We start from the raw sequence: 23,762 nt of genomic DNA, 5'->3' as shown, positions 1-23,762 counted from the left end.
CAGGGAACGCATGCTCCCCGGCGCCTTCCTGCTCAGAGCGCGGCGAAGCGGTCGAGCGCGCGTTCGGCGCGGCCGCGCTCGAAGTCGTCGAGCCGGCGCGCGGCTGCCCGGTAGCGCTCGACCAGGCCGGCGTCGTAGGGCATGCGCCCGGCCAGTTCGGTCAGGACCACGGCCGCTTCGAAGTCCGAGCGCACGCCGGCGAGCGCCACGAGCACGCCGTCGGCGACGTCGATATCGACATGGTCGACATCGATCAGCGCGGTCAACGCGCTGCGGCGTTCGAAATCGGAACCGAGTCCGCCGGCACGCTGCAGCCACCGCGCGCGGAGCGCGGCGTCGGTGCGCGCCGCCGGAGCGGCGGTCTCGAGCAGCTGACGCAGTTCGAAGTCGCTGCTGAAGCGTTCGGCGGCCTCGAGCGCGGCGAGCACGACGCGCCGATCGCCGCGCGCATGTTCCAGACTCGCATCCAGCACCCGGCGCAGTTCGAAATCGCTGTCCAGCGCGGCGACGGCGCGCTGCCAGGCCCCGAGCTCAGCGGCGACCGGCGGCTGCTTCGCGGCTTCGATCAGCAGTTCGGCGAGTTCGAAATCGGAGGCGATCCCGGCGGCGGCGTCGAACACACCGGCCCGGCGCGCCGGCGTCGTCGCCTGCGCCAGCGCCGCGTGCAGGCACAGCCGGCGTTCGAAGTCCGAACCGATGCCGGTCACCCGGTCCATCGCCTGCGCCCACTGCGCGGCGTCGAGCGGCGCGTTCGCGAACAGGACCTCGAGGTAGGCGCGGCGCACGTGGTCCACCCGCAGGCCGGCGATTTCGGCGAGCAGGGCCGGGGTGCCGCCCTCGGCGAGCAGGCGGACGCCACGCTGGAGGGCATTGAGACCCGTCTCGCGCAGCAGCGCCGGCAGCTCGGCGGCCAGCCAGGCGCGGCCTTCGCTGTCGAAGGGACGGGATTCGCCGTCCACCTCGAATTCCTGCACCAGGGCGTCGCCACTGCGGCGCAGCACCACGGCGTGTTCGACGCCGTCACGGCGGCGGCTGTATTCGAAGAAGGCGCCGTCACCCAGGCCTTCGATCCTGCGGTCATCGGCGCTGACGCGGACCTCGCCGCGCACGCGCAGCAGCATGCGGCCGTCGGCGTCGGCGCGCCGCCAGGTGCTGATGCCGTCGCGGCTCGTGGTGACCTGTTCGCCGATCAGCAGGCCGCTTTCCAGCGCGGACGCGACGGCGTCGGTGCCGACGAGGGTGATCGCCAGGCCCGGCAGGGCCAGGGCGACGGCGACGGCGGCGACCAGGGCGCCGCGGCGCAGGGCCGGGCTCGGGGTGCGGGTATTCATCGGGGTTTTCTCCAGCAGGTTGGCGACGCGGCGGACGACCGCGCCGGCGTCATCGGCCATCGCGACGGCGAGCCGTGGCGAGCACGTGGACCGGTGGCCGGCGGCATGCTCCAGGCAGACCGCCAGGCATTCGGCGAGCGGGCGCCCATCGCCCTGCAACCGGGCGGCGCAGGCATCGCAGGCGTGTTCGGCCAGAGCTTCGAGGCGCGCCAGCGCATGCCGGGCCAGCGGGTGCCAGGCCAGCGGCAGCAGGGCGATACGGGTCGCCAGCCGCCAGGCCGGATCGCGGCGGGCGAGGTGGGCGAACTCGTGCGCCAGCAGGGCGCGGCGCTGGCGCGGGGCCAGATCGCCGGTCCAGGCCGGCAGCAGCAGGAGGGTCGGGCCGCGCAGCGTCGGCAGCAGCATCGGGCTGGCGAGGCCTTCGAGCAGATGCAGGCGGGGCCGGCGAATACCGAATTCCGCCGCCAACGTGTCGGCATCGGCGCGCAATGCGGCGGGAATCGCGAACTCAGTCACGGACTCGAGACCGCGTTGCAGGCGCCGGACATCGCCCAGCTGGCGGGCGAGACCGCGGCCCGCGCGCAGGCTCGCCGCCGCCCAGAGCAGCACCAGGGCCAAGGCGAGGAGCTCGGGAACCGGCAGGACCAGACCGGGCGGGGCGGCCGTCGTAGCTGGCGACGCCGCCGGGGCCGCAGACGTCGCGTCGTTCCGGTTCGCCCGCAACCGACCGGGCACATGGAAGGCCGCCGGCGGCACCGCCGGCACAGCGGCGGCGGCGCCCGGCGTGGGCACGGGATCCCCGAGGCCGACCGGCGCCGGGGCCGGCGCCCCGGAACGCGCCAGGACCGCGGGCGTGCCGGTGGATCCGTCGCCGCCACCGCTGAGCAGGCCGCAGCCATGCAGCCCGGTCGCCAGCAGGCCGGCGAACAGCGCCGCCCGCCAGGCCAGCTCAGCGTGGCCGGGGTCGCGCAGCAGGCGCAGCCGTTCGGCGATCCAGACCAGGCCGAGCAGCAGGCTGGCCTGGAGAACCAGGGTCAGCAGCAGGCTGCTGGCCAGCGCCAGGGCACTCACAGCTTGCGCCCCGTACCGGCGAGCAGGGCGCGCACGCGTTCGAGGTCGCCGGGACCGACCGCGGATTCGTCGACCAGATGCGCCAGCAGCGCGCGGGCATCGCCCCGGAACAGGGTCTGCACGAGGTCACCGACCATGCTGCGGCGGACCTGGGCCTCGTCGATGCAGGGCCGGTAGACCAGCTGGCGGCCGTCGCGGCGGGCCTCGACGATGCCGCGCTTGGCCAGCCGGGTGAGCACGGTGGCGACGGTGGTGTGGGCCAGCCCGCGGCTGCGCGCCATCTCGGTGGCCATGTCGGCGACGCTGGCCTCGCCGTCGCGCCAGAGCAGGCGCATCAACGCCAGCTGCAGTTCGCTGAGGGCGACGCCTTCGTCGGTGCTGCGGTCGGGTTCGGACATCGGTGAGCTCTACTACAGTCGTCGTACGACAGTTGTAGAACACCGGGAGCCGGAAAATATGCCCCGAAAGTCACGGGATCAGTCGTCGGCGTGATTCTTCAGCAGCAGGCTGGCCAGCCAGGGCTCGCCCTGGGCCATCAGTTCGACAGGGGTCTGCGCCCAGCCGGTCAGCACCATGGCCTCGGCGACCGAGAATTCGAGCTGCGGTTTGGTGAACCGGCGTTCGCCGGCGGCGACCAGCTCGAGCACCATCCGGCTCGGCATCGGCGCATCGAGTTCGGCGTCGACGGCGGCCATCGCGGCATCGGGGTCGTTGCCGCCGTGGCTGGACAACCACTGGATGCGCTTGAGCGCGTCGGCCTGCGCGTCCTTGCTCGCCGCCACCGCCGGCGCCGCGGCGGCCAGGGCCTTGTGCAGCGTGCCGAGCTGGCCGGCGACCTTCATCCGCTGCAGATTGGCGGCGTCGCGCGCGTGTTCGGCGTCCTCGACGTCCTGGCGCAGGCGGGTGACTTCGGCGGGATTGAGGGCACCGTCCGCGATCCGGGCCGCCTCGGCCGCCGTCAGCGATTCGCTGATGGCGTCGATACGCGCCAGCCAGTCCGCCTTGTCCGGCAGGGCCGGAGCGGCGGCGATCAGGAATCGCAGGGCTGTCAGCTGGGCGCGGGGGTCGCTCACCCCCGCGAGTATAGGAGCCCGCCCCCGGCGGGGCCACGCCGGGGAGCGGGGCTGGACGCGATCAGTCGGCGCGCAGCGGCACCAGGGTGATCTCGACGCGGCGGTTCTCGGCGCGGCCGGCTTCGGTCTCGTTGCTCGCGACCGGCCGCAGTTCGCCGGCGCCGGTGATGATCAGGCGCTCGCGATTGACGCCGCGCGCCACCAGGTAGTCGCCGACGGCCTGGGCGCGGCGGACCGAGAGCGCCTGGTTGTAGGCCTCGGTGCCGACGTTGTCGGTGTGGCCGGCGACCTCGATGATCGTCTGGTCGTACTGGCCCAGCGTCTGCGCGAGGCGGTCGAGCACGCCGCGGAAGGCCGGCAGCACTTCGCTGCTGTCGAAGCCGAAGGTGATGCCGCTGGGGATGTCCAGCGTGATGTGGTCGCCCTGGCGGACGACGTCGACGCCGGTGTCGCGCATGCGCTCGCGCAGCTCGCGCTCCTGGTTGTCCTGGTAACGGCCGATGGCGCCACCGGCGAGGCCGCCCACGCCGGCACCGATCAGCGCGCGCTGCCGGCGCTCGGTGGCATCGCTGCCGCTGAGCAGGCCGATCACCGCGCCGGCGACGGCGCCGGTGATCGCGCCGCGGCGGGTGCGGTTGACGTCCTCGGGCTCCTGGTAACGGTCGTCGTGGCGATCGCCGTAGCGGTCACCGGAGTCGTAGGGGCCACTGGCCTGGTAGGGGGCGCTGGCGCAGCCGGCGAGGAAGCTCGAGGCGAGGGCGGCGGCGAGCAGGGAACGGGGGAAGGACATGGCGGGGCTCCGGGGGCTGGATGTGCACGAGCATCCACGGGACGCGTCAAGGTGGAGTAACGAGTGGAGAGTAACGAGTAACGAGTAGAGCCCGCGCTTCGTGCGAGGAGAAGGTGAACGGCCAGATCGCGGCTGAAGCCGCTCTTACGCGTTACTCGTTACTCTCCACTCGTTACTCGCTTCACCGCCCCGGCCCCACATCGATGAACTGCAGGAACTCGGACCGCGTGCGGGCGTCGTCGCGGAAGGTGCCGAGCATCTTCGACGTGATCATGCTGACGCCGCGCTTGTGGATGCCGCGGGTGGTCATGCATTCGTGCGCGCCTTCGACGACCACGCCGACGCCGCGCGGCTGCAGCACGTCCTGGATGCAGCGGGCGATCTGCGCGGTCATCTTCTCCTGCACCTGGAAGCGACGCGCGTAGGCCTCGACGACGCGCGCGAGCTTGCTGATGCCGACGACCTTGCCGTCGGGCAGGTAGCCGATGTGCACCTTGCCGATGATCGGCGCCATGTGGTGCTCGCAATGCGATTCGTACTCGATGTCGCGCAGCACGATCATCTCGTCGTAGCCGGCGACTTCCTCGAAGGTGCGTGCGAGGTATTCGGTCGGGTCGATGCCGTAGCCGCTGAACCAGTCGCGATAGGCCTTGGCGACACGCTTCGGGGTGTCGACCAGACCCTCGCGCGCGGGATCCTCGCCGGCCCAGCGCAGCAGCACGCGCACGGCGTCCTCGGCCTGTTCGCGGGTGACGGGCTCGTTCATCGCGGTCTCCGTGACGTTTCGTGGGTTGCGACAGTCTAGACCGCCGGCACCACCGCCGGCCGTGTCGCGCGGTGCGAGACCCAGAACGCCAGCGCGACGATCACCGCGGCGAGCAGGAACGGCGCACCCGGGTAGTACAGCGGCGCGTTCGGCACGATCGCGTGCGCGAACACCGACGCGTACATCAGCGGCGCGAACACGCCGCAGAGGCTGGCCAGGCTCATGAAGGCGCCCTGCAGTCGACCCTGCTCGTCGGCGCCGACCGCGCGCGTGGCCAGCGCCTGCACCGACGGATTCGCGAGGCCCCAGAAGGCCATCACCGGAATGCCGAGCAGGAACAGCCAGCCCTCGCCGGCGAAGGCGTACAGCAGGAAACCGGCGAGGCCGGCGCTCTGGCCGATCAGCAGCGCGCGACGCTCGCCGACCGCCTTGACGATCCGGCCGATCAGGCCCGCCTGCACGATCGCCGTGCACAGGCCGACGCCGGCGAGCACGTAGCCGACCTGCTTGATGCCCCAGTCGAAGCGCACGTCGGCGAACAGCACGAAGACGCTCGGGAACACGTAATGCGCGAGGCTGTCGAGGAAGATCACCGCGGCCAGCCCGAATACCTGCGGATAGCGGCGCAGCAGCACCAGCGCGCCGACCGGATTCGCATGCGCCCAGTCGAAGCGCGGCGTGCGCTTCTCCACGGGCAGCGATTCCGGCAGCACGAACAGACCGTAGAGGAAGTTCGCCAGCGCCAGCGCCGCCGCGGCCCAGAACGGCGCGCGCACGTCGATGTCGCCGAGCACGCCACCGACGACCGGCCCGATGATGAAGCCGAGGCCGAACGCGGCGCCGAGCATGCCGTAGGACTTCGCGCGCTGCTCCGGCGCGGTGGTGTCGGCGATGTAGGCATTGGCGATCGAGAAGCTGGCCGCGGTCATCGCCGACAGCACGCGGCCGACGAACAGCCAGGCCAGGTTCGGCGCCAGCGCCATCAGCACGAAATCCAGGCCCAGGCCGAGGCAGGACAGCAGGATCACCGGGCGCCGGCCGAAGCGGTCGGACAGCGCGCCCTGGATCGGCGTGCAGACGAACTGGATCGCCGCGAAGGTCGTGCCGAACACCCCGACCCACCAGGCGGCGGTCGCGGTGTCACCGCCGACGAAGCCTTCCACGAGGTGCGGCAGCACCGGAATGATCAGCCCGAACGCGAGGATGTCGATGAGGACCGTGATGAAGATGAAGATCATCGCGGCGCGGCGGGGAGCGGGGGTGGGGGCGCTGGTCACTGCTCTTCTTCTTCGAAAGGCAAGTAGTGGATAACAAATAGGAAGTAGCGAGCCGGCACGCTGCGGCTTGCTACTTCTTATTTGTTATCCACTACTTGCCTTGTTCGCTTCACCGAGAAAGGAAGTAAGTGGCTGAGAGAACCGTCGTTCAAAGAACCCGGCAAAACACCGCCTTCAAATACCGCGACTCCTTCACATGCGCCATCACCGGATGGTCCGCGCCGGCGCCGGCGACCTTCAGGATCTGCACGGTGCGGCCGCTGTAGAAGGCGGCGCGGCGGATCATGTCGAGGAACTCGTCCTCGCTGACCAGGCCGGTGCAGGAGCAGGTCAGCAGGATGCCGCCCGGCTTCACGACCTGCATCGCCAGCTTGTTCATGTCGTTGTACTTCTTCAGCGCCGGGATGACCTGGTCGCGGTCGCGCGTGAGCTTGGCCGGGTCGAGCACGACGACGTCCCACTGCTCGCCGCGCGCGTGCGCGTCGCGCAGGTAGGGGAACAGGTCGGCCTGCACGAACTTCACCTTCGCGTCGTTCAGGCGGGCGTTCTTCTGCGCGACCTCGAGGATCTCCTCGTCGAGGTCGATGCCGGTGACTTCCGCCGCACCGCCGCGCGCCTTCGCGTAGATCGCGAAACCGCCGGAGTTGCAGCAGATGTCGAGCACGCGGGCGTCCTTCGTGAAGCGCGCCAGGTACTCGCGGTTGTCGCGCTGGTCGGCGAAGAAGCCGGTCTTGTGGCCGCTGCCCGGGGTCGCGCGGAACTTCAGGCCATGCTCGCTGACGATGCTCGGCTCCGGCGCCGGCGGCGCGCGGAAGTCGAAGCTCTCCTGCTTCTGCACATGTTCCTCGGCGAAGCTGTAGAAGCGGCAGCCGGGGAACTGTTCGCGCAGTGCCGCGAAGATCCATTCGCGATGGCGGAACGCGCCCGCGGAGAAGAACTCGACCACGACGAGGTCGCCATAGCGGTCGACGACCAGGCCGGACAGGCCGTCGCCTTCGGCGTGCACGACGCGCCAGGCATCGGTGGTCGCGTCGAGCTTCAGCAGGTCGCGGCGCAGGCCGGCGGCGGCCGCGATCCGGCGGGCGAAGAAAGCCTCGTCGACCTGCTCCTCCGGATCCTCGGTCAGCACCCGCAGGGCGATGCGCGAATGGCCGTTGTAGAAGCCGCGGCCGACCCAGACCCCGGTGTTGTCGACGATGTCGACGATGGCACCGGGCCTGGGCTTGGCGGCCGGCTTCTCGACCATCTTCTGGAAGATCCAGGGGTGGTTGGAGCGGCGCTCGATCTTGAGCCGGATCACCGGCAGGGCAGTCGCGTTCATCGGTGAATTGTACCCGCCGGCCGGTCCGGGGACCGGCCGTCTTGCCTTCTTCACGCAAGCCTGTGGCAAACTCCGCGGCACAGAAGGGGAGTAGCTCCCGCTGCCGAGATCGTCATCACGGGTCCGCAATGACCCCGGTCCGGCAGGCAGGTCCAGATCACCGGGCCTGCGAGCGAGACCTTCGCCCGCGCGCAGGCGAAGGTCGTTCCGTCCCGGAACGTCGCGCCGGTTCGCGGTCGCGAGGCCTCGTTACCGGAGACGACATTGGAAACCATCGCCACCCCCATGATGTGGGCCGTTTTCGCGGCCTTCGTGCTCGCCGCCCTCGCCGTCGACCTGCTGGTGCTGCGCCAGAACGGCCCGCACAAGGTCTCGACCCGCGAAGCGCTGACCTGGTCCGCCGCGTGGATCGCCCTCGCCCTGGTCTTCAACGCCGGCCTGTGGTGGTACCTGCAGGGCCGCCTGCCGGACGGCGAGGCGGACCGGATCGCGATGGAGTTCCTGACCGGCTACGTGGTCGAGAAGGCGTTGGCGGTCGACAACATCTTCGTCTTCCTGATGCTGTTCACCTATTTCGGGGTGCCGGCGCAGAGCCAGCAGCGGGTGCTGATCCTCGGCGTGCTCGGCGCGATCGTTCTGCGCGCGGTCATGATCTTCATCGGCGCGGCGCTGATCGCCCGTTTCCACTGGATCCTGTACGTGTTCGGCGCCTTTCTGCTGTTCACCGGCATCAAGATGGTCGTGGTGGCCGGCAAGGAACCCGACATGGACAGCAACCCGCTGCTGCGCTGGCTCACCGCGCATGTGCCGCTGATCCGCCGCTATCGCGGCGAGGCGCTGTGGATCGGCCAGGGGTCGCGGCGCAAGTTCACGCCGCTGTTCGTGGTGCTGGTGATGATCGCGATCACCGATGTGATCTTCGCGGTCGACTCGATCCCGGCGATCTTCGCGATCACCCTCGATCCCTTCGTGGTGCTGACCTCGAACGTGTTCGCGGTGCTCGGCCTGCGCGCGCTGTACTTCCTGCTCGCCGACCTCGCCGACCGTTTCCACCTGCTGGCCTACGGGCTGGCGGCGGTGCTGGTCTTCATCGGCGCCAAGATGCTGCTGATCGACGTGGTGAAGATTCCGATCGGCATCTCCCTGGGCTTCGTAGCGCTGGCGCTGCTGAGCGCGATGCTGGCCAGCCTGTGGATCCGGCCGCGGCCGCAGTCCGGGCCCGTCGCGGGCATCGAGCCGCCGCGCTGAGCCGCCGCAGCGGCGCGGGACGGTCTTTCCCGCGCCGGCGCGGCTTGCGGTCCGCCGGCGGCGGCCCAAACTCGGGGCGATGGACGACATCAACCGCGAATCGCCCGCGACCGGCGCCGACGACATCGAGACCGCCATCGCGCGGCATGCGGAGGCGGTCCGCACGCGCTTCGGCCGCTCGCTGCTGGCGGCGATGGCCTTCGTCGCCGCGCTCGGGGCGCTGTTCTTCGCCTCGCCGCTGCTCGGCGACCTGCGGCCCTGGACCCTGACCCCTGGTGAGCTCGGCGGCCTGGTCGGCGTGCTGACCTCGCCGCTGCTGCACGGCTCGGCCGGGCACTGGCTGGCCAACGGCGTCGCGCTGCTGATCCTCGGGCCGCTGGCGGCGACCGTGTTCCCGCGCGCGACCTGGCGGGCGCTGCCGGTGATCTGGCTGGGCTCGGGCCTGATCGCCTGGGCGCTGGGCGAGCCCGGCAGCCACCATCTCGGCGCCAGCGGCCTGACCCATGGCCTGATGTTCCTGGTGTTCGCCCTCGGCGTGCTGCGCCGCGACCGCGCGGCGATCGCCGCGGCGCTGATCGCCTTCTTCTTCTACGGCGGCATGCTGCTGACGGTGCTGCCGCGCGAGGCCGGGGTGTCCTGGGAGTCGCATCTTGGCGGCGCCGTCGCCGGCCTGGTCGCAGCCGTGCTCTGGCGCCGGCTGGACCCGCCACCGCCGCGCCGGCCCTGGTCCTGGGAAGAAGAGGCCGGGATCCGCAGCGAGGCCGCGCTCGAGGCCGAAGCCGAGTTCGAACCTCCCCGCCCGGAGGCGGTGCCGGTGCTCTGGCAACGCGCCGAGACCCCGAGCGGTGGGGTCGTGCTCCCCTTTCCTTCGCGTCCGGCGCCCCGGGACGACCGTCCGGCGGACTGAAGCCTCCGTCGGCTTGCGCCGGACGGCGGCGCATGGAAGGCTAGCGGGCTTGGTTCGGCGACCGTGGGGGACGGCGCAAACCGATGGCCTGGTCGTTCGACATCCGCTCCGCGCTGCTGGTCGGCGCACTGCTGACCACCGTGGTCGGCGTGCTGCTGCTCCTGGTCACGCGCGGCTTGCCGCCTTCCTACCGCCGGAGCATGTACTGGTGGGTGGCCGGCACGCTGATGCTGCCCGCCAGCTTCGTGACGATGGCGCTGCGCGACTTCGTGCCGGTATGGACCAGCGTGGTCGTGTCGAACCTGCTGATCGCCGGCGGCATCGCCGCGTATGCGATCGCGCTGGAGATCTTCCACGGCCTGCCGCGCCGGCGCCTGCGCCTGTGGCTGCTGGCCGCGGCCTCGGTGCTCAGCTCGGTGTGGCTGGCGCAGGTGATCGAGAACGTCGCCGTGCGGCTGTCGGTGGTCGTGCTGCTGATGGCGATGCTGTGCAGCTGCGTGTTCGCGAACCTCTACCGCTCGCCGCGTTCGCGCGGTCGCACCCGGCACATCCTCGGCACCGTCGTGGTGATCGCGATCGCGATCCTGGTCTCGCGGGCGGTGGCGATGTTCGTCGCGCCAGAGCAGGTCGAGGGCGTGTTCGCGCTCAGCCAGGTGCAGCTGGCCAGCTACGCGGTCGGCAGCGTGCTGCCGGTGGTCGCGAGCTTCGGCTTCCTGCTGATGTGCACCGAGCGCAGCCAGCGTGATCTCGAGCGCGCCGCCCGCGTCGACTTCCTGACCGACTGCTTCAACCGCCGCGCGATCGAGGAACTGGGCGCGCGCGCGATCGCCGCCGCACGCCGGCACGGCACGCCGCTGGCGGTGCTGGTGATCGACATCGATCACTTCAAGAAGATCAACGACGAACTCGGCCACGCTGCCGGCGACGACGCGCTGACCGCCGCGGTCGCGCGCATCCGCACCGAGCTGCGCGCCGAGGACATGCTCGGGCGCATGGGCGGCGAGGAGTTCATCGTGCTGATGCCCAATACCGACAGCGCCGCCGCGGTCGTCGCCGGCGAACGCATCCGGCAGTCGTTCTCCGGGACGCCGCTCGACCTCGACGGCGTGCTGCGCCGCGTGACGATCTCGGTCGGCGCCGCCGTGCTCGCACCCGCCGACCGCCAGTTCTCGCAGCTGCTGCTGCGCGCCGACCGGGCGATGTATGCGGCCAAGAATGCCGGCCGCGACCTCGTGATCTCGGACCCCATGTCCGGCTGGGATGCCTGACCCGCACCCGTAGGAGCGCCTTCAGGCGCGATGCTTTCGGCTTCCGCGAAACCAAAAGCATCGCGCCTGAAGGCGCTCCTACGGAAGCGGAAAGCATCGCGCCTGAAGGCGCTCCTACAGGAGGCCGAGCTGGCGGTCGTGCAGGCGCGACAGCAGGAGCTGCGCGAGGATCGCGCCGGTCATCGCCCAGAACATGTCCCATTGCGTGTCCCAGACGTCGCCCTGGGTCGCCAGGTAGGCGTCGGCGGCGCCGCCACCGATCAGCGCCGTCCACCACTCGAGCATTTCGAAGAAGGCGCTGAAACTCAGGCAGGCGGCGACCACCAGGTAGAACAGCCAGCCGCCGCGCTGCAGCGGGGTGTGCCGCAGCAGCAGCTCGCGGGCGAGGATCGCCGGAACGAAGCCCTGCAGGAAATGGCCGAGGCGGTCGTAGTGGTTCCGCTGGAGTTCGAAGGCCTGCCGGAACCAGTCGCCGAGCGGGGTTTCGGCATAGGTGTACTTGCCGCCGTAGACCAGCACCACCGCGTGCAGCACCAGCAGCCAGCAGAGCAGCCGGGTCAGCGGGAACCGCTGCCAGCACAGCCAGACCAGCGGCAGGCCGACCGCGACCCAGCAGATTTCCAGCAGCCAGGTCAGGCGGTCGTTCGGCGCGATGCCGGACCAGACCAGGGCCGCCAGCACGATCGCCACCAGCAGCGCGCGCTCGCCGCGGCCGGGGCCCATGATTTCGCCGGTGCCTGCCATCGCCCCCTCCGTGTTCGCCGGCGCCAGTGTCGTCGGTCGTGCGCGGGATCGGCAAGGCGCTCACGCGGGCGGCGTAGAATGGGTCGCGTTGCCGGAGGACCGCGATGAACGAGCCCAGACGCGTCGAACACCAGATGACCGACAAGGGCTATGTGCCCGTCTACACGACGGCCGTCGTCGAACAGCCCTGGTCGCGCTATTCGGCAACCGATCACGAGGTCTGGGCGACGCTGTTCCGCCGCCAGCGCGACGTGCTGGTGGGCCGCGCCAGCGACGAATTCCTCGCCTCGCAGGAAGCGATGGGCATGTCGCCCGACCGCATCCCGAAGTTCGACGACATCAACCGCCTGCTGCGTGCGCGCACCGGCTGGGAGCTGGTCGGCGTCGAGGGCCTGCTGCCGGAGCTGACCTTCTTCGACCACCTCGCGAACCGCCGCTTCCCGGTCACCTGGTGGATCCGCACGCCGGAGCAGCTCGACTACCTGGCCGAACCCGACCTGTTCCACGACCTGTTCGGGCACGTGCCGCTGCTGATGAACCCCGTGTTCGCCGACTACATGCAGGCCTACGGCCGCGGCGGCGTCAAGGCGCATTCGATCGGCCAGGACGCGCTGGTGAACCTGACGCGGCTGTACTGGTACACGGTCGAGTTCGGCCTGATCCGCCAGGCCGACGGCCTGCGCATCTACGGCAGCGGCATCGTCAGCTCGAAGGGCGAGTCGATCCACTGCCTGGAATCGCCGGCGCCGAACCGCATCGGCTTCGACCTCGAGCGGATCATGCGCACGCGCTACCGCATCGACACCTACCAGAAGACGTATTTCGTGATCGACAGCTACGAGCAGCTGATCGATGCGACGCGCCCGGACTTCACCCCGATCTACGCGCGGCTGGCCGAGCTCGAATCGTTCCCGGCCGGGTCCGTGCAACCCGGCGACAGCGTCTACCACCGCGGCACCGGCGAAGGCTGGCTCGACGGCGGCGACGTCTGAGCGCCCGCCTCAGCGGCCGCGCGCCGCCGCGGCCCGACCATAGCGGCGACCGATCCACAGGCCGGCGACCGCGGCCACCGCCAGCGGCGCGAACCAGGCGAACAGCGTCAGCACCTGCGGATCCACGCCGGGCAGTAGCCGGCGCAGACCGATGCCGAAGAAGGCGATGTGCACGGCGACGCCGTTGCCGATCATCGCGCCGTAGTGTTCGCGCAGCCACCAGACCGGGTCGCGGTCGGCCCGGCGGCGCGCCTGCATCGCGCCCCAGCCGACCAGCCCGCCGACGCCGCCGAAGACCGCGAGGACCGGCTGCCCGACGCGCAGGCCGAGCACCACCATCGCCGCGCCGGCCAGCACGATCGCGCCGGTCAGCGCCCGGAACACCGGCCCGAAGTAGCGCGGCGGCGACCGCCGGTCGCGGATCGCCCGCCAGCCGCTCCAGCTGCCCTGGGCGACCAGCAGCAGCAGGTAGGCGAGGAAGGCGGCGGTGACCGGGTGCCCGAGCGACAGCGCCCGCGCGACCATCGGCACGCCGGTCACGACGATCGCCAGCATCGCCAGCAGGAAGACCCGCCCGGCCAGCCGGTGCCGCGGCGAGCCTTTCGCCAGCAGCGCCGCCGACCAGTAGGCGGCGAGGGCGACGGCGCCGGTGGCGACGTGCAGGGTGACGATCACGGACATCGGGGTCATGGCGGCCTCCTCTCGGACGTCGCCACTTTCCGGCCCCGCCCGGCGCCGATCAGGTGCCGCGGGTCACCCGCTCGACCTGCCGGAAGTAACTTTCCGCGCCGCCCGTCTTGAGCGCGCGCGCCGCCGCGGCCAAGCTGCGCGCCATGTCGCCGCGCCTGCAACGCCTGTGTTCGCCGCTGAACTTCGCCGGTTACCTGGCGTGGGCGGCGATCAGCTACGAGCTGATCTTCCACCGCTCGCCGGTGCCCGGCCTGCTCGCGACCGGCGCCGCGCCGGTGCCGCTGCTGGTGCTGCTGGACCTCGTCTTCCTCGCCGCGTTCGTCACGATCACCACCTGCCCGGACCGCGCGGCGCCGCTGTGGTGGGAGCGGGCGCTGGTGCTGCTGCAGCTGGTGGTCGCCTTCGCGCTGATGCTCAACGCCCGCGCCGGTTCGCTGCCGGTACTGCTGATCCTGTGCATGATCCAGGTGGTGCACGTGTGGCGGCCTGGCGGCGCGCTGGCGATCATGACGGCCGCGAACATCGGCATGTATCTCGTGTACCGCGACGTCTGGCAAACCGGAGCGCCGCTGGTCGGGACGCTGATGAACCTGAGTTTCCAGGCCTTCGCGGCGTTGACGTCGTGGTTCGCGATCACCGCCCAGCGCACCCGCGACCAGCTCGCCGCCGCCAATGCCGACCTGCTCGCCACCCGCAGCCTGCTCGCGGAGACCGCCCGCGACGGCGAGCGGCTGCGGCTGGCACGCGAACTGCACGACGTCGCCGGCCACAAGCTCACCGCGCTGAAGCTCAACCTGTCGGCGCTCGCCCGCGACCGGCGATCCCGCGACGACGGGCAGGTGCTGCTGTGCGCGCGCCTGGCCGACGAGCTGCTGGCCGACATCCGCGGCGTCGTCGCGCAGATGCGCAGCAACGACGGGCTCGACCTCGGCGACGCGCTGGCGGTGCTGGCGACGCCGTTCCCGCGCCCACGCATGCACTTGGACATCGCCGACGGCGCCCGCGTGCGATCGATCGCCCAGGCCGAGGCGCTGCTGCGCGCCGTGCAGGAAGGCCTGACCAACGCGGTGCGGCACTCGCAGGCGCAGAACCTGTGGGTGGTGCTGCGCCGGGACCGCGATGCGCTGCGGCTGGACATCCGTGACGACGGCCGCGGCGGCGGCGAGCTGCAGGCGGGCAATGGCCTGACCGGGATGCGCGAGCGGCTGGAAGCCGTCGGCGGCGGCCTCGCCGTCGACCGCACCGACACCGGCGGCGTGCACCTGCGCGCCTGGCTGCCCGTCGCCGCCTGACCACGGAAGGACATGGACCCGATCGACGCCCCGCTGCGCCTCGCCCTCGCCGACGACCAGGCGCTCGTCCGCAGCGGCCTGCGCGCGCTGCTGGGTGGCTTCCCGCGGCTGCAGGTCGTGGTCGAAGCCGGCGACGGCGGCAGCCTGTTGCAGGCGCTCGATGCCCTGGCCGCCGACGCCCCGGTCGACGTGATCCTGTCCGACATCCGCATGCCCGGCATGGACGGCTTCGGGCTCGTCCGTGCGCTGCGCGCGCGCGGCATCGCGACGCCCGTCGTGCTGCTCACGACCTTCGACGACGACGCGCTGCCTCTGCAGGCGGCCGAGGCCGGCGCCCAGGGGTTCCTGCTCAAGGACGCCTCGCCGGAGGACCTGCACGAGGCGATCCTGCGCGTCGCCGCCGGCGCCACCCTGCTGGCGCCGGTGCCGACCGATCCGGTGCGCGCACGCTACGCCTACCGCGACCAGGCCGCGCCGACCGACACCTTCAACGAGCGCGAGGTGTCGATCCTGCGCCTGCTGGCAGGCGGCTACTCGAACAAGGAGATCGCCCGCGCCGTCTTCCTGTCCGAGGGCACGGTGAAGAACTACGTCAGCGAAATCCTCGACAAGCTCGGCACCCGCGACCGCACGCGGGCGGTGCTCAAGGCCATCACGCTCAGAATCATCTGAAGCAGGAACGAGCCGTCAAAGGGCCCAAACCCCGGCCGCCGCCGCGACCGCCAGCCCCAGCCCCAGCCCGACCCGCGACCCGAACCGCGCGCCGCCGGTGCTGAAGGCGACGACGGTCTTGGCGAGGCTGCTGGCGGCGAGCAGGCCGAGCAGGGCCCAGCGGGCCTGGTCGAGGTCGATTGCCTCGCGGGCGGCCAGGTTGCCGAGCGTGGCGACCGCCGCGTGCAGTTCGGCGGCGGCGGCGAGGATCGCGGCGGTGATCGCGCCGCGCGGGCCCAGCCATTCGCCGAGCGCGGCGGCGATGAACACGACGCCGGTGATCACCGCCGCGAACAGCAGCGCGGCGCGGAAACTGAACATGCGCGACTGCGCGGTCGGTGCCGGGACGTCGTCGTCCTCGCCGCGGTGGATGCCGAACGCGCCGCCGGCGGCGAGGACCACGCACGCCGCGCCGATCTCGAGCCAGAGCGCCGACAGCACATGCGGCGCGACCGCGAGCAGGATCGGCACGATCAGCGAGACCGAGGCCAGGTTCGCGAGCATCGTCGCCCCGACCGCCGAAGACAGCAGGCCCGGCGTCTCCCTCACCCGCTGGCCGAAGCCGGCGGTGGCCGCGGTCGACGACACGTAGCCGGCGAAGAAGCCGGCGATGGCCAGCCCCCAGCGGTTGCCGGTCGCGCGCAGCGCGACATGGCCGAGCGCGCTGATCGCCATCACCAGCACGACCAGCTTCCACAGCGTGCGCGGGTTGAACGCATCGAACGGGCCGATCGTGCGGTCGGGGATCAGCGGCAGGATCACCATCGCCGAGGCCAGCAGCAGCAGGCCGTCGCGCAGTTCCTTCTCGCTGATCAGCTCGCGGCTGAGCCGGTGCAGCGGCACCTTCGCGTACAGCAGCCCGGCGACGACGACACCCAGCGCGCTGGCGAGCGACGGCGCCGGCAGCGCCAGCCCGCCGAGCAGGACGGTGACGACCAGGCCGACCTCGCCGGTCAGTCCCGGATCGTCCTCGCGGCTGCGCTGGTAGCTCAGCGCCACCATCACCGCCACCGCGACCAGCAGCGCGACGAACGCGGCCGGCGCGATCCACAGCGCGACGACGCCGCCCAGCGCCGCCAGCGCATGCGTGCGCAATCCGGCGACCACCGCCACCTCCGGAAGCCTGCGCTCGCGGACGACGCCGATCAGCAGCCCCAGCCCGAGCGCGGACGCGACCGAGAGCAGCGAATCGGGGTCGAAGCCGGGCAGGGTCGGGGGCATGGGGGGATTCTGGCTGAAAGCCTGAGAAACGAGAAACCCGCGCGAATGGGCGACAATACCGCTCGTCCCCCGCCTGCCCCGGAGCGCCGCGCCATGACGAAACCGATCTCGCTCACCCGATACCTCATCGAGGAGCAGCACGCCGGCCGCATCAATGCCGACCTGCGCCTGCTGATCGAGGTGGTGGCGCGGGCCTGCAAGACGATCTCGCATGCGGTCGGCAAGGGCGCGCTCGGCGGCGTGCTCGGCGACGCCGGCACCCCCGGCGCCGCCAGCATCAACGTGCAGGGCGAGGCGCAGAAGAAGCTCGACGTGATCGCCAACGACGTGCTGATGGAGGCCAATGCCTGGGGCGGCCACCTCGCCGGCTTGGCCTCGGAGGAGATGGACCACAGCCAGCCGATCCCCGACGCCGCGCGGCGCGGCAACTACCTGCTGCTGTTCGATCCGCTCGACGGCAGCTCGAACATCGACGTCAACGTCTCGGTCGGCACGATCTTCTCGGTGCTGCGCTGCCCCGACGGCGTCACCTCGCCCGGCGACGAGCACTACCTGCAGCCGGGCACCGCCCAGGTCTGCGCCGGCTACACGGTGTACGGGCCGAGCACGATGCTGGTGCTGACGGTCGGCAACGGCACCCATGCCTTCACCCTCGACCGCGAGATCGGCAGCTTCGTGATGACCACGCGCGGCATGCGCATTCCGGAGGACACGAAGGAGTTCGCGATCAACGCCTCCAACCAGCGCCACTGGGAAGCGCCGGTGCAGGCCTGGGTCGCGGACATGCTGGCCGGCAAGGACGGCCCGCGCGGCAAGGACTTCAACATGCGCTGGGTCGCGTCGATGGTCGCCGACGTGCACCGCATCCTGACCCGCGGCGGTGTCTTCAGCTATCCGCTCGACGCCAAGTGCCGCGACAAGGGCGGCAAGCTGCGGCTGATGTACGAAGCCAATCCGATGGCCTTCCTCGTCGAACAGGCCGGCGGCGCCGCCAGCACCGGCCGCCAGCGCATGCTCGAAGTGCAGCCGACGGCGCTGCACCAGCGCGTGCCGGTGTTCCTCGGTTCGCGCAACGAGGTCGCGACGGCGATCGACTACCACCGCCGCCACGACGGCGCCGGCGGCTGACGATGCCGCCGCTGTTCGAATCGAACTGGCGGATCGTCACCGGCGGGCTCGGCGGGCTCGCCGGCATGGTCGGGATCACCGGGATGGTGTTCCGGCACATCGCCCGCAAGGCGGCGAACGGGCCCTGCGCCGACGACGGCATGGTCGGCATGGAGGCGAACTGCGCGCTCGCCGCCGGGCTGGGCGACATCGCGGCGGTGCTGCTGCCGCTGGCGATCGCCTTCGCCGGCGCCGCGTTCCTGGCGGCCTTCCTCGGCTGGCGCAGCGAACAGGGACGCAAGCCGTGAGCGCGACGCCGGCCGACTTCATCGAGGTCTACGAGAACACGCTGTCGCCGGACGTCTGCCGGGCGCTGGTGCAGGCCTTCGAGGCCAGCGGCGCCGCGGTCCCCGGCCGGGTCGGCGGCGGCGTGCTGCCGGAACTCAAGGACAGCCGCGACATCCAGATCACCGGCAAGCCGGAGTGGCGCGAGGCCGAGGTCGCGCTGAACACCGCCGTCTACGCCTGCCTGCTGCGCTACCTGCGCACCTACCGCTACGCGCTGATCGCGCCGGTGATGCTGCAGACGCCGGGCGCCGACGGCGCGCTGCGGCGGATCACCGCCGGGGATTTCGACACCCTCGACGACCGCGCGCTCGGTGAGCTGGTACGCGCGGTGCTGCGCCCCGGCGCGATCAACCTGCAGCGCTACACCGCCGGCCAGGGCGGCTATCCGTACTGGCATTGCGAGCTGTATCCGCGCTCGCCCGATGCCGAGACCCTGCACCGGCACGTGCTGTGGACGCTCTACCTCAACGACGGCTTCGCCGCCGGCGAGACCGAATTCCTCTACCAGCAGCGCCGGATCGTGCCGAAAACCGGCAGCCTGCTGATCGCTCCGGCCGCCTTCACCCACACCCACCGCGGCAACCGGCCCGAGGGCGGCGACAAGTACATCGCGACGAGCTGGATCCTGTTCCAGCGGGCGGAGCAGATCTTCCAGAGCTAGAAACGAGGAGAAACCAGGAACGAGGAACGAGTGTAGGAGCGGCTTCAGCCGCGATCCGGCGTGCTTTAGCCGCGATCCCGCACTTTCACTCGTTTCCCGTTCCCCGTTTCTCGTTTCCCACCGCAGCCGCCTGCCGCGCCAGCCCCTCCACCCCCACCCAGTCGCCCGCCGCCAGCATCGCCCGCGGCGTGAGCCAGGAACCGCCGATGCACAGCACGTTGCCCAGCCGCAGGTAGCCGGGGGCGGTTTCCACGGTGATGCCGCCGGTAGGGCAGAAGCGGGCCTGCGGGAACGGCCCGGCGAAGGCGCGCAGCATCGCGGTGCCGCCGGCGGGTGCGGCGGGGAAGAACTTGAAGGTGTCGAGGCCGGCCTCGAGACCGGCCATCAGCTCGGACGCACTCTGCACCCCGGGCAGGAACGGCAGCGCATGCGCGGACGCGGCGGCCAGCAGGCGCGGCGTCAGCCCCGGCGACACCACGAAGCGGGCACCGGCGCGGGCGGCGGCATCGAAGTGCAGGCCGTCGAGCACGGTGCCGGCACCGATCACCGCGTCCGGTAGCGCCTTCACCATCGCCTCCAGCGCCGCCAGCGCGACCGGCGTGCGCAGCGTCACCTCGATCACCGGCAGGCCACCGCGGTGCAGCGCCGCCGCCACCTGCACCGCCTCGCCGACCGACTGCGGCGTGTAGACGGGGATGACCGGGGCCAGGGCGAGCAGCTGGCGCAGGGGAGACGGGATCGTGCTCATCGGATCTCCGGTTCGTGGTCCGTACGAGGCAGCAACCGCAGCGGTCGGAAGGACACTCTAGCGGCTTGCGGCCGATCCCTCGTATGCACCATGAACTGTTTTCACGCGTCGGCGGCGACCCGCACGCAGTCGCGGCCGTCGCGCTTGGCGACGTAGAGCGCGCGGTCGGCGCGCACGAGGGCATCGCGGACCGACGTCACCGAGGCCTCGGCGACCTCGAGCAGGCCGATGCTGATGCTGACCTGCACGACCGTGCCGCCGAGATCGATCCGCAGCAGGCGCACGCGCGCGCAGATCGCCTCGCCGAGTTCGCGGGCGAGGCCGCGCGGGAAATCGGGCACGATCGCCATGAATTCCTCGCCGCCGATGCGCGCCAGTTCGGCGCCTTCCGGCACCGTCTCGCGCAACGCCGACGACACCGCGATCAACACCTGGTCGCCCATCGGGTGCCCGTAGCGATCGTTGATCGCCTTGAAGTGATCGATGTCGAGGATCATCAGCGCCCAGTGCGGGTCGTCGCCGGCGAGGCGTTCGGCGAGGCGCTGCATGCCGTGGCTGCGGCTGGCCAGACCGGTCAGGGCGTCGATGCGGCTGCGCGCCAGCAATTCGTCGGAGAAGTTCGTCAACTCGCGGTTGGCGTCCGCCAGCAGCTGCCGCTGGGCTTCGAGTTCGGACGATTTTTCTTCCAGCAGCGCATTGAGCCGGCGCGTGCTCAGGTGCCGCCAGGCGAGCAGCAGCATCGCCAGCGCGATCGCCGCCGACTGCAGGATCGTGCGCGAGCGCATCTCGCGTTCGCTGCGCAGGGCCGCCTCGGCCAGCGCGTTCTCCTGGCGCAGACGTTCGCTGCGCAGGCGCTCCTCGTCGAGCTGGAAGTTGCCGAGCAGTTCGCCGAGCTTGCCGGTCGCGTTGGCTCCGAGCAGCTCGTTGCGCAGCCGGTAGTGTTCGCGGCCCGACTGCAGCGCCGCCAGCTTGTCGCCGCGCGCGGCATACAGGCGCTCCAGCACCGCGTGCACCTTGATCAGGCGGTGGCGGTTGCCCTGCTGCTCGTAGGCGCGCCTGGCTTCCTCGACCAGGGCGAGGGCGCCGGCGACGTCGCCGTCGGCGGCGAGCAGTTCGCCGCGGCGGAACTGCACGTGCGCGCGCAATGCCGCGGATGCCGCGGCGTCGGCTTCGGCGAGGGCCGCCAGCAGGCTCTGCGCCGCCGCGGTGCGGTCGCCGAGGTTCATCTGCGCGCGCCCGACCTGCAGCAGGCAGGAGCCGATCCGCGCGCGATTGCCGTGCCGGCGGACGATCTCCAGCGCGCGTTCGGCCATGCGCAGCGCCTCGCTGGCGTCGGCCGCACCGAAGTCGTTGAGAAAGCCGGCGTAGCCGTTGAGCACGTCGGCGACGCCCAGCGGCACACCCTCGAGCTCGGCCGCGAGCAGGGCTTCGTGGTAGTGCTGGCGTGCCTCGTCGAACAGTTCGAGCTGCTCGTACAGCACCGCCAGGTTGAGCAGCGACCGCGACAGCTCCGGCGGTGGGTCGAGCGAGCGCCGCAGCGCGAGGGCCGCCAGCTCCTGGCGCAGCGCCGGCAGGTAGTCGCCGCGGCGGCGGTCGAGCCGCGAGAGTTCCGAGTGGGCGGCGGCGATGCGGGCGGTGTCGCCGGTTTCCCCGAAGGCGGCGAGGGCTTCATGCAGGCGCTCGCGGGCGCGGTCGAACGCGCTGCGGGCGACGAGGGCCGCGCCCTGGCGCAGCGCGGCATCGCCGCGGTGGTCGGCCAGCCCGTGCTCGCGGGCGAAGGCGAGCCGGCGCTCCTCGAGCACGTAGCCGGTGTCGGCGTCGCCGGTGCTGCGGGCCGCTTCGGCCCAGGCGGCGAGCACCTCGGCCTCGGCGCGGGGATCGGCGGGGGCACAGGCGCGGGTCGCCGCGAGCACGGCCTCCCAGGATGCGCGCAGCCGCTCCGGGGCGACGTCCACGGCGATCCCGGGCGCATTCAGCGCCTCGGCGTCCTGGCGCAGGCGGGCGCGGGTGGCGCTGTCCGGACACGCGGCGGCGGCAGCCAGCGGCAGGGCCAGCAGTGCTCCGACGTACCACGGCAACCGCGCCCTCGCGGACCGGTGATCGCGCATCTGATCCGCCCCCTGTGGCGGCCGGCTTGCGGCGTCGGCGAAGGATGCGACTCCCGGCGCACGCGGGCAAGTCGCGGCCTTCACTCCCGCGAGCGGCGCAAGGCATGGACAATGCTGCCCTCGCCACCAGTCCGGCGCGACCCGCTACCGGACGGCGCCAGACCTGGACACGCATGGACCCGCAGCAGCTCATCTTTCTCGTCATCCTGGGCGGCGCGCTGCTGCTGTTCATCAGCGAGAAACTCCGGGTCGACCTGGTGGCGATGCTGGCGCTGATGGCGCTCGCCCTCACCGGCATCCTCGACGCGAAGGAGGCGCTGGCGGGCTTCGCCAGCGAACCGGCGATCATCGTCGCCGGGGTCTTCGTGCTGTCGGCCGGGCTGTCGTCGACCGGCGTCACCGACCGCATCGGCGCGATGATCGGGCGCGCCGCCGGCGGCAGCGAGTGGCGGGCGATCGCGGTGACGATCCCGACGGTGGCCCTGCTCGCGTCGGTGTCGCACCACCTGATGGTCACCGCGATGATGCTGCCGATCATGCTGCGACTGGCGCGCGACAAGAACCTGCCGGCCTCGCGGCTGCTGATGCCGATGTCGCTGGCGGCGTCGCTGGGCACGACGCTGACGCTGTTCAGCGCGCCGGCCTTCCTGCTCGCCTCCGACCTGCTCGAGCGCAACGGCGGCGAAGGCCTGCACATCTTCTCGATCACGCCGATCGGCGCGACCCTGGTGCTGGTCGGCATGGCCTGCATGCTGCTCGGTCGCTGGCTGCTGCCCAAGCGCACCGGCGGTGGCGGCGACAGCGACTACCTGCGCCTGGACCACTACTACACCGAGCTGCTGATCGAGGCCGACTCGCCGTGGATCGGCCGCAGCTACGCGGAATTCCAGAAGCGCTTCGCGCGCCGCCTGGACATCGTCGACTGGCTGCGCCACGGCGTGCGCCGGCGTGGCCGCGAGCCCGGGCAGCCGCTGCAGGCCGGCGACGTGCTGCTGGTGCGCACCTCGCCCGACGAGATCGCCTCGATCAAGGACGAGCCCGGCGTGGCCCTGCACAGCGTCGCGCGCTACGGCGAGGCGCGCCGCGATGGCCGCGAGAGCGAACTGCTCGGCGAGGAACAGATCGTGCAGGCCGTGGTCGCGTCCGATTCCGAGTTCGTCGGCCGCAGCGTCGGCGAGATCGACTTCGCGCGCACGCTCGGCGTGGTGCTGGTCGGGCTGTGGCGGCGGGACGGCTGGTTCCGCGGCGAGCTCGCGAACGTCGAGCTGCGCGAGGGCGACCTGCTGGTGCTGTGGGGACGGCAGCAGAATCTCGCGGCGCTCGCCGGCAACCGCGCCTTCCTGATGCTGGTGCCGTTCACCGGCGCGCCGCGGCTGCGCAGCAAGGCGGGCATGGCGATCGGGGTGATGCTGACGACGGTCTTCCTGGCGGCGACCGAACTGCTGCCGGCGCAGATCGCCTTCCTGCTCGGTGCGGTGGGCATGGTGCTGCTGCGCTGCGTCGACATCGAACGTGCCTACCGCGAGATCGACGTGCGCATCTTCGTGATGATCGCCGGCGTCATCCCGCTGGGCGCGGCGATGCAGAAGACCGGCACCGCGCAGCTGTTCGCCGACCAGGTGCTGCGGGTGGCCGCCGACTGGAGTCCGCTGGCGGTGCTGCTGGTGATGTTCTGGGCGGCGGCGCTGCTGACCCAGATCCTGTCGGACGCGGCGACGACGGTGCTGCTGGCACCGGTGGCGTTCGCGGTGGCCACCGCCCTCGGGTTGCCGCCGGCGCCGTTCGTCGTCTGCATCGCGCTCGGCGCCGTCGCCTCGTTCCTGACCCCGATCGGCCACCACGGCAACCTGCTGATCCTCGGCCCCGGCCAGTACACCTTCGGCGACTTCCTGAAGGTCGGCCTGCCGATGACGGTCGGCATCAGCCTGGCCAGTGCCTGGCTGGCGCGGTGGCTTTGGCTCGGGGGGCCGCTTTGGCCCTGAGCGAAGAACGAGAAACGAGGAACGAGTGAAAGCGTCGCGCAACCCACTCTTCACTCGCGCGTGAGCGCGCCGCCGCAGGCGCCACTCGTTTCTCGTTCCTCGTTTC

At 71.5% G+C, this 23,762-nt stretch carries 22 protein-coding genes; 10 read left to right on the top strand and 12 right to left on the bottom strand.

Translation table 11 applies throughout. The annotated features are described in order from the left end of the window. Window positions 1-32 precede the first annotated feature (32 nt). From K311_RS0109665 to K311_RS0109635, 7 genes are all read right to left on the bottom strand, one after another. Complete coding sequence (locus K311_RS0109665; protein WP_026817142.1) at window positions 33-2,402, bottom strand: M56 family metallopeptidase; 2,370 nt, start codon at window positions 2,400-2,402, stop codon at window positions 33-35. Next, window positions 2,399-2,800: a BlaI/MecI/CopY family transcriptional regulator gene (locus K311_RS0109660; RefSeq protein WP_026817141.1), complete on the bottom strand. Its 402-nt coding sequence runs from the start codon at window positions 2,798-2,800 to the stop codon at window positions 2,399-2,401. Before K311_RS0109660 ends, K311_RS0109665 begins: the two co-directional genes overlap by 4 nt. Window positions 2,801-2,878: 78 nt before the next feature. Beyond that, window positions 2,879-3,475: a hypothetical protein gene (locus tag K311_RS0109655; RefSeq protein WP_026817140.1), complete on the bottom strand. Its 597-nt coding sequence runs from the start codon at window positions 3,473-3,475 to the stop codon at window positions 2,879-2,881. A gap of 61 nt (window positions 3,476-3,536) precedes the next feature. Next, the gene (locus K311_RS18910; protein WP_026817139.1) at window positions 3,537-4,265 is read right to left on the bottom strand and encodes a YiaD family glycine zipper/OmpA-like lipoprotein; all 729 of its coding nucleotides are present in this window, start codon (window positions 4,263-4,265) and stop codon (window positions 3,537-3,539) included. 181 nt (window positions 4,266-4,446) lie between these two features. Continuing rightward, window positions 4,447-5,031 carry a GTP cyclohydrolase I FolE gene (folE, locus tag K311_RS0109645; RefSeq protein WP_026817138.1) on the bottom strand — a complete coding sequence of 195 codons (585 nt, stop codon included), beginning with the start codon at window positions 5,029-5,031 and terminating at the stop codon, window positions 4,447-4,449. 35 nt (window positions 5,032-5,066) lie between these two features. Then, window positions 5,067-6,269 carry a TCR/Tet family MFS transporter gene (locus K311_RS0109640; RefSeq protein WP_051239888.1) on the bottom strand — a complete coding sequence of 401 codons (1,203 nt, stop codon included), beginning with the start codon at window positions 6,267-6,269 and terminating at the stop codon, window positions 5,067-5,069. A 187-nt stretch (window positions 6,270-6,456) separates the two neighbouring features. After that, window positions 6,457-7,629, bottom strand: coding sequence for a class I SAM-dependent rRNA methyltransferase (locus K311_RS0109635; RefSeq protein ID WP_026817136.1), 1,173 nt, complete (start codon window positions 7,627-7,629; stop codon window positions 6,457-6,459). Between the two features lie 264 nt (window positions 7,630-7,893). On the opposite strand from K311_RS0109635, the gene K311_RS0109630 reads away from it, so the two are divergent. The 3 genes from K311_RS0109630 to K311_RS0109620 all read left to right on the top strand — a co-directional run bounded on the left by K311_RS0109630 (window position 7,894) and on the right by K311_RS0109620 (window position 11,052). Beyond that, on the top strand, window positions 7,894-8,877 hold the full coding sequence (locus tag K311_RS0109630; protein ID WP_026817135.1) for a TerC family protein: 984 nt from the start codon (window positions 7,894-7,896) through the stop codon (window positions 8,875-8,877). Between the two features lie 79 nt (window positions 8,878-8,956). Then, on the top strand, window positions 8,957-9,784 hold the full coding sequence (locus tag K311_RS0109625) for a rhomboid family intramembrane serine protease (RefSeq protein WP_081683392.1): 828 nt from the start codon (window positions 8,957-8,959) through the stop codon (window positions 9,782-9,784). Between the two features lie 83 nt (window positions 9,785-9,867). Beyond that, on the top strand, window positions 9,868-11,052 hold the full coding sequence (locus K311_RS0109620) for a GGDEF domain-containing protein (protein ID WP_026817133.1): 1,185 nt from the start codon (window positions 9,868-9,870) through the stop codon (window positions 11,050-11,052). A gap of 114 nt (window positions 11,053-11,166) precedes the next feature. Here K311_RS0109620 and K311_RS0109615 read toward each other — a convergent pair whose 3' ends face one another. Next, a complete protein-coding gene (locus tag K311_RS0109615) occupies window positions 11,167-11,796 on the bottom strand; it encodes a DUF2238 domain-containing protein (protein ID WP_051239886.1) in 630 nt (209 codons plus the stop codon). 104 nt (window positions 11,797-11,900) lie between these two features. On the opposite strand from K311_RS0109615, the gene phhA reads away from it, so the two are divergent. Then, on the top strand, window positions 11,901-12,788 hold the full coding sequence (phhA, locus tag K311_RS0109610; RefSeq protein WP_026817131.1) for a phenylalanine 4-monooxygenase: 888 nt from the start codon (window positions 11,901-11,903) through the stop codon (window positions 12,786-12,788). A 9-nt stretch (window positions 12,789-12,797) separates the two neighbouring features. On the opposite strand, the gene K311_RS0109605 is transcribed toward phhA, so the two are convergent. Next, window positions 12,798-13,478 (bottom strand): hypothetical protein, encoded by a 681-nt coding sequence (locus K311_RS0109605; protein ID WP_026817130.1) that lies wholly within the window; start codon window positions 13,476-13,478, stop codon window positions 12,798-12,800. Between the two features lie 143 nt (window positions 13,479-13,621). On the opposite strand from K311_RS0109605, the gene K311_RS0109595 reads away from it, so the two are divergent. Both K311_RS0109595 and K311_RS0109590 read left to right on the top strand, forming a co-directional pair. Next, window positions 13,622-14,770 carry a sensor histidine kinase gene (locus K311_RS0109595; RefSeq protein ID WP_026817129.1) on the top strand — a complete coding sequence of 383 codons (1,149 nt, stop codon included), beginning with the start codon at window positions 13,622-13,624 and terminating at the stop codon, window positions 14,768-14,770. Window positions 14,771-14,782: 12 nt separating this feature from the next. Continuing rightward, on the top strand, window positions 14,783-15,442 hold the full coding sequence (locus K311_RS0109590; RefSeq protein ID WP_026817128.1) for a response regulator: 660 nt from the start codon (window positions 14,783-14,785) through the stop codon (window positions 15,440-15,442). A gap of 15 nt (window positions 15,443-15,457) precedes the next feature. Here the strand turns inward: K311_RS0109590 and K311_RS0109585 are convergent, their stop codons facing one another. Further along, a complete protein-coding gene (locus K311_RS0109585; protein WP_026817127.1) occupies window positions 15,458-16,702 on the bottom strand; it encodes an MgtC/SapB family protein in 1,245 nt (414 codons plus the stop codon). Between the two features lie 93 nt (window positions 16,703-16,795). Here K311_RS0109585 and K311_RS0109580 point away from each other — a divergent pair, with 93 nt between their 5' ends. Genes K311_RS0109580 through K311_RS0109570 form a run of 3 tightly spaced genes read left to right on the top strand, consistent with a single transcriptional unit; the run spans window position 16,796 to window position 18,818 of the window. Then, complete coding sequence (locus tag K311_RS0109580) at window positions 16,796-17,830, top strand: class 1 fructose-bisphosphatase (protein WP_026817126.1); 1,035 nt, start codon at window positions 16,796-16,798, stop codon at window positions 17,828-17,830. A gap of 2 nt (window positions 17,831-17,832) precedes the next feature. After that, window positions 17,833-18,117, top strand: coding sequence for a hypothetical protein (locus tag K311_RS0109575; RefSeq protein WP_026817125.1), 285 nt, complete (start codon window positions 17,833-17,835; stop codon window positions 18,115-18,117). Next, a complete protein-coding gene (locus K311_RS0109570) occupies window positions 18,114-18,818 on the top strand; it encodes a 2OG-Fe(II) oxygenase (protein ID WP_026817124.1) in 705 nt (234 codons plus the stop codon). Before K311_RS0109575 ends, K311_RS0109570 begins: the two co-directional genes overlap by 4 nt. An 85-nt stretch (window positions 18,819-18,903) precedes the next feature. Here K311_RS0109570 and eda read toward each other — a convergent pair whose 3' ends face one another. Then, window positions 18,904-19,566, bottom strand: a complete 663-nt coding sequence (eda, locus tag K311_RS0109565; RefSeq protein WP_026817123.1) for a bifunctional 4-hydroxy-2-oxoglutarate aldolase/2-dehydro-3-deoxy-phosphogluconate aldolase — start codon at window positions 19,564-19,566, stop codon at window positions 18,904-18,906. Between the two features lie 101 nt (window positions 19,567-19,667). Continuing rightward, window positions 19,668-21,674, bottom strand: a complete 2,007-nt coding sequence (locus K311_RS0109560) for a GGDEF domain-containing protein (RefSeq protein WP_154659517.1) — start codon at window positions 21,672-21,674, stop codon at window positions 19,668-19,670. Between the two features lie 104 nt (window positions 21,675-21,778). Between K311_RS0109560 and K311_RS0109555 the strand changes: the two genes are divergently transcribed. Beyond that, on the top strand, window positions 21,779-23,656 hold the full coding sequence (locus K311_RS0109555) for an SLC13 family permease (RefSeq protein ID WP_245570647.1): 1,878 nt from the start codon (window positions 21,779-21,781) through the stop codon (window positions 23,654-23,656). Window positions 23,657-23,762 lie beyond the last annotated feature (106 nt).

Origin of the sequence: Arenimonas composti TR7-09 = DSM 18010, assembly GCF_000426365.1 — a bacterium.
Classification (GTDB): Bacteria; Pseudomonadota; Gammaproteobacteria; order Xanthomonadales; family Xanthomonadaceae; genus Arenimonas; species Arenimonas composti.
This window is presented reverse-complemented; position numbering and strand designations above follow the sequence as displayed.

Excerpts from the sequence above, each read along its gene's own strand:
- K311_RS0109660 (WP_026817141.1), bottom strand. The coding sequence starts at position 2,800 with ATGTCCGAACCCGACCGCAGCACCGACGAAGGCGTCGCCCTCAGCGAA.
- K311_RS18910 (WP_026817139.1), bottom strand. The coding sequence starts at position 4,265 with ATGTCCTTCCCCCGTTCCCTGCTCGCCGCCGCCCTCGCCTCGAGCTTC.
- folE (WP_026817138.1), bottom strand. The coding sequence starts at position 5,031 with ATGAACGAGCCCGTCACCCGCGAACAGGCCGAGGACGCCGTGCGCGTG.
- K311_RS0109640 (WP_051239888.1), bottom strand. The coding sequence starts at position 6,269 with ATGATCTTCATCTTCATCACGGTCCTCATCGACATCCTCGCGTTCGGG.
- K311_RS0109635 (WP_026817136.1), bottom strand. The coding sequence starts at position 7,629 with ATGAACGCGACTGCCCTGCCGGTGATCCGGCTCAAGATCGAGCGCCGC.
- K311_RS0109625 (WP_081683392.1), top strand. The coding sequence starts at position 8,957 with ATGGACGACATCAACCGCGAATCGCCCGCGACCGGCGCCGACGACATC.
- K311_RS0109620 (WP_026817133.1), top strand. The coding sequence starts at position 9,868 with ATGGCCTGGTCGTTCGACATCCGCTCCGCGCTGCTGGTCGGCGCACTG.
- K311_RS0109615 (WP_051239886.1), bottom strand. The coding sequence starts at position 11,796 with ATGGCAGGCACCGGCGAAATCATGGGCCCCGGCCGCGGCGAGCGCGCG.
- phhA (WP_026817131.1), top strand. The coding sequence starts at position 11,901 with ATGAACGAGCCCAGACGCGTCGAACACCAGATGACCGACAAGGGCTAT.
- K311_RS0109605 (WP_026817130.1), bottom strand. The coding sequence starts at position 13,478 with ATGACCCCGATGTCCGTGATCGTCACCCTGCACGTCGCCACCGGCGCC.
- K311_RS0109595 (WP_026817129.1), top strand. The coding sequence starts at position 13,622 with ATGTCGCCGCGCCTGCAACGCCTGTGTTCGCCGCTGAACTTCGCCGGT.
- K311_RS0109590 (WP_026817128.1), top strand. The coding sequence starts at position 14,783 with ATGGACCCGATCGACGCCCCGCTGCGCCTCGCCCTCGCCGACGACCAG.
- K311_RS0109585 (WP_026817127.1), bottom strand. The coding sequence starts at position 16,702 with ATGCCCCCGACCCTGCCCGGCTTCGACCCCGATTCGCTGCTCTCGGTC.
- K311_RS0109580 (WP_026817126.1), top strand. The coding sequence starts at position 16,796 with ATGACGAAACCGATCTCGCTCACCCGATACCTCATCGAGGAGCAGCAC.
- K311_RS0109575 (WP_026817125.1), top strand. The coding sequence starts at position 17,833 with ATGCCGCCGCTGTTCGAATCGAACTGGCGGATCGTCACCGGCGGGCTC.
- eda (WP_026817123.1), bottom strand. The coding sequence starts at position 19,566 with ATGAGCACGATCCCGTCTCCCCTGCGCCAGCTGCTCGCCCTGGCCCCG.
- K311_RS0109560 (WP_154659517.1), bottom strand. The coding sequence starts at position 21,674 with ATGCGCGATCACCGGTCCGCGAGGGCGCGGTTGCCGTGGTACGTCGGA.
- K311_RS0109555 (WP_245570647.1), top strand. The coding sequence starts at position 21,779 with ATGGACAATGCTGCCCTCGCCACCAGTCCGGCGCGACCCGCTACCGGA.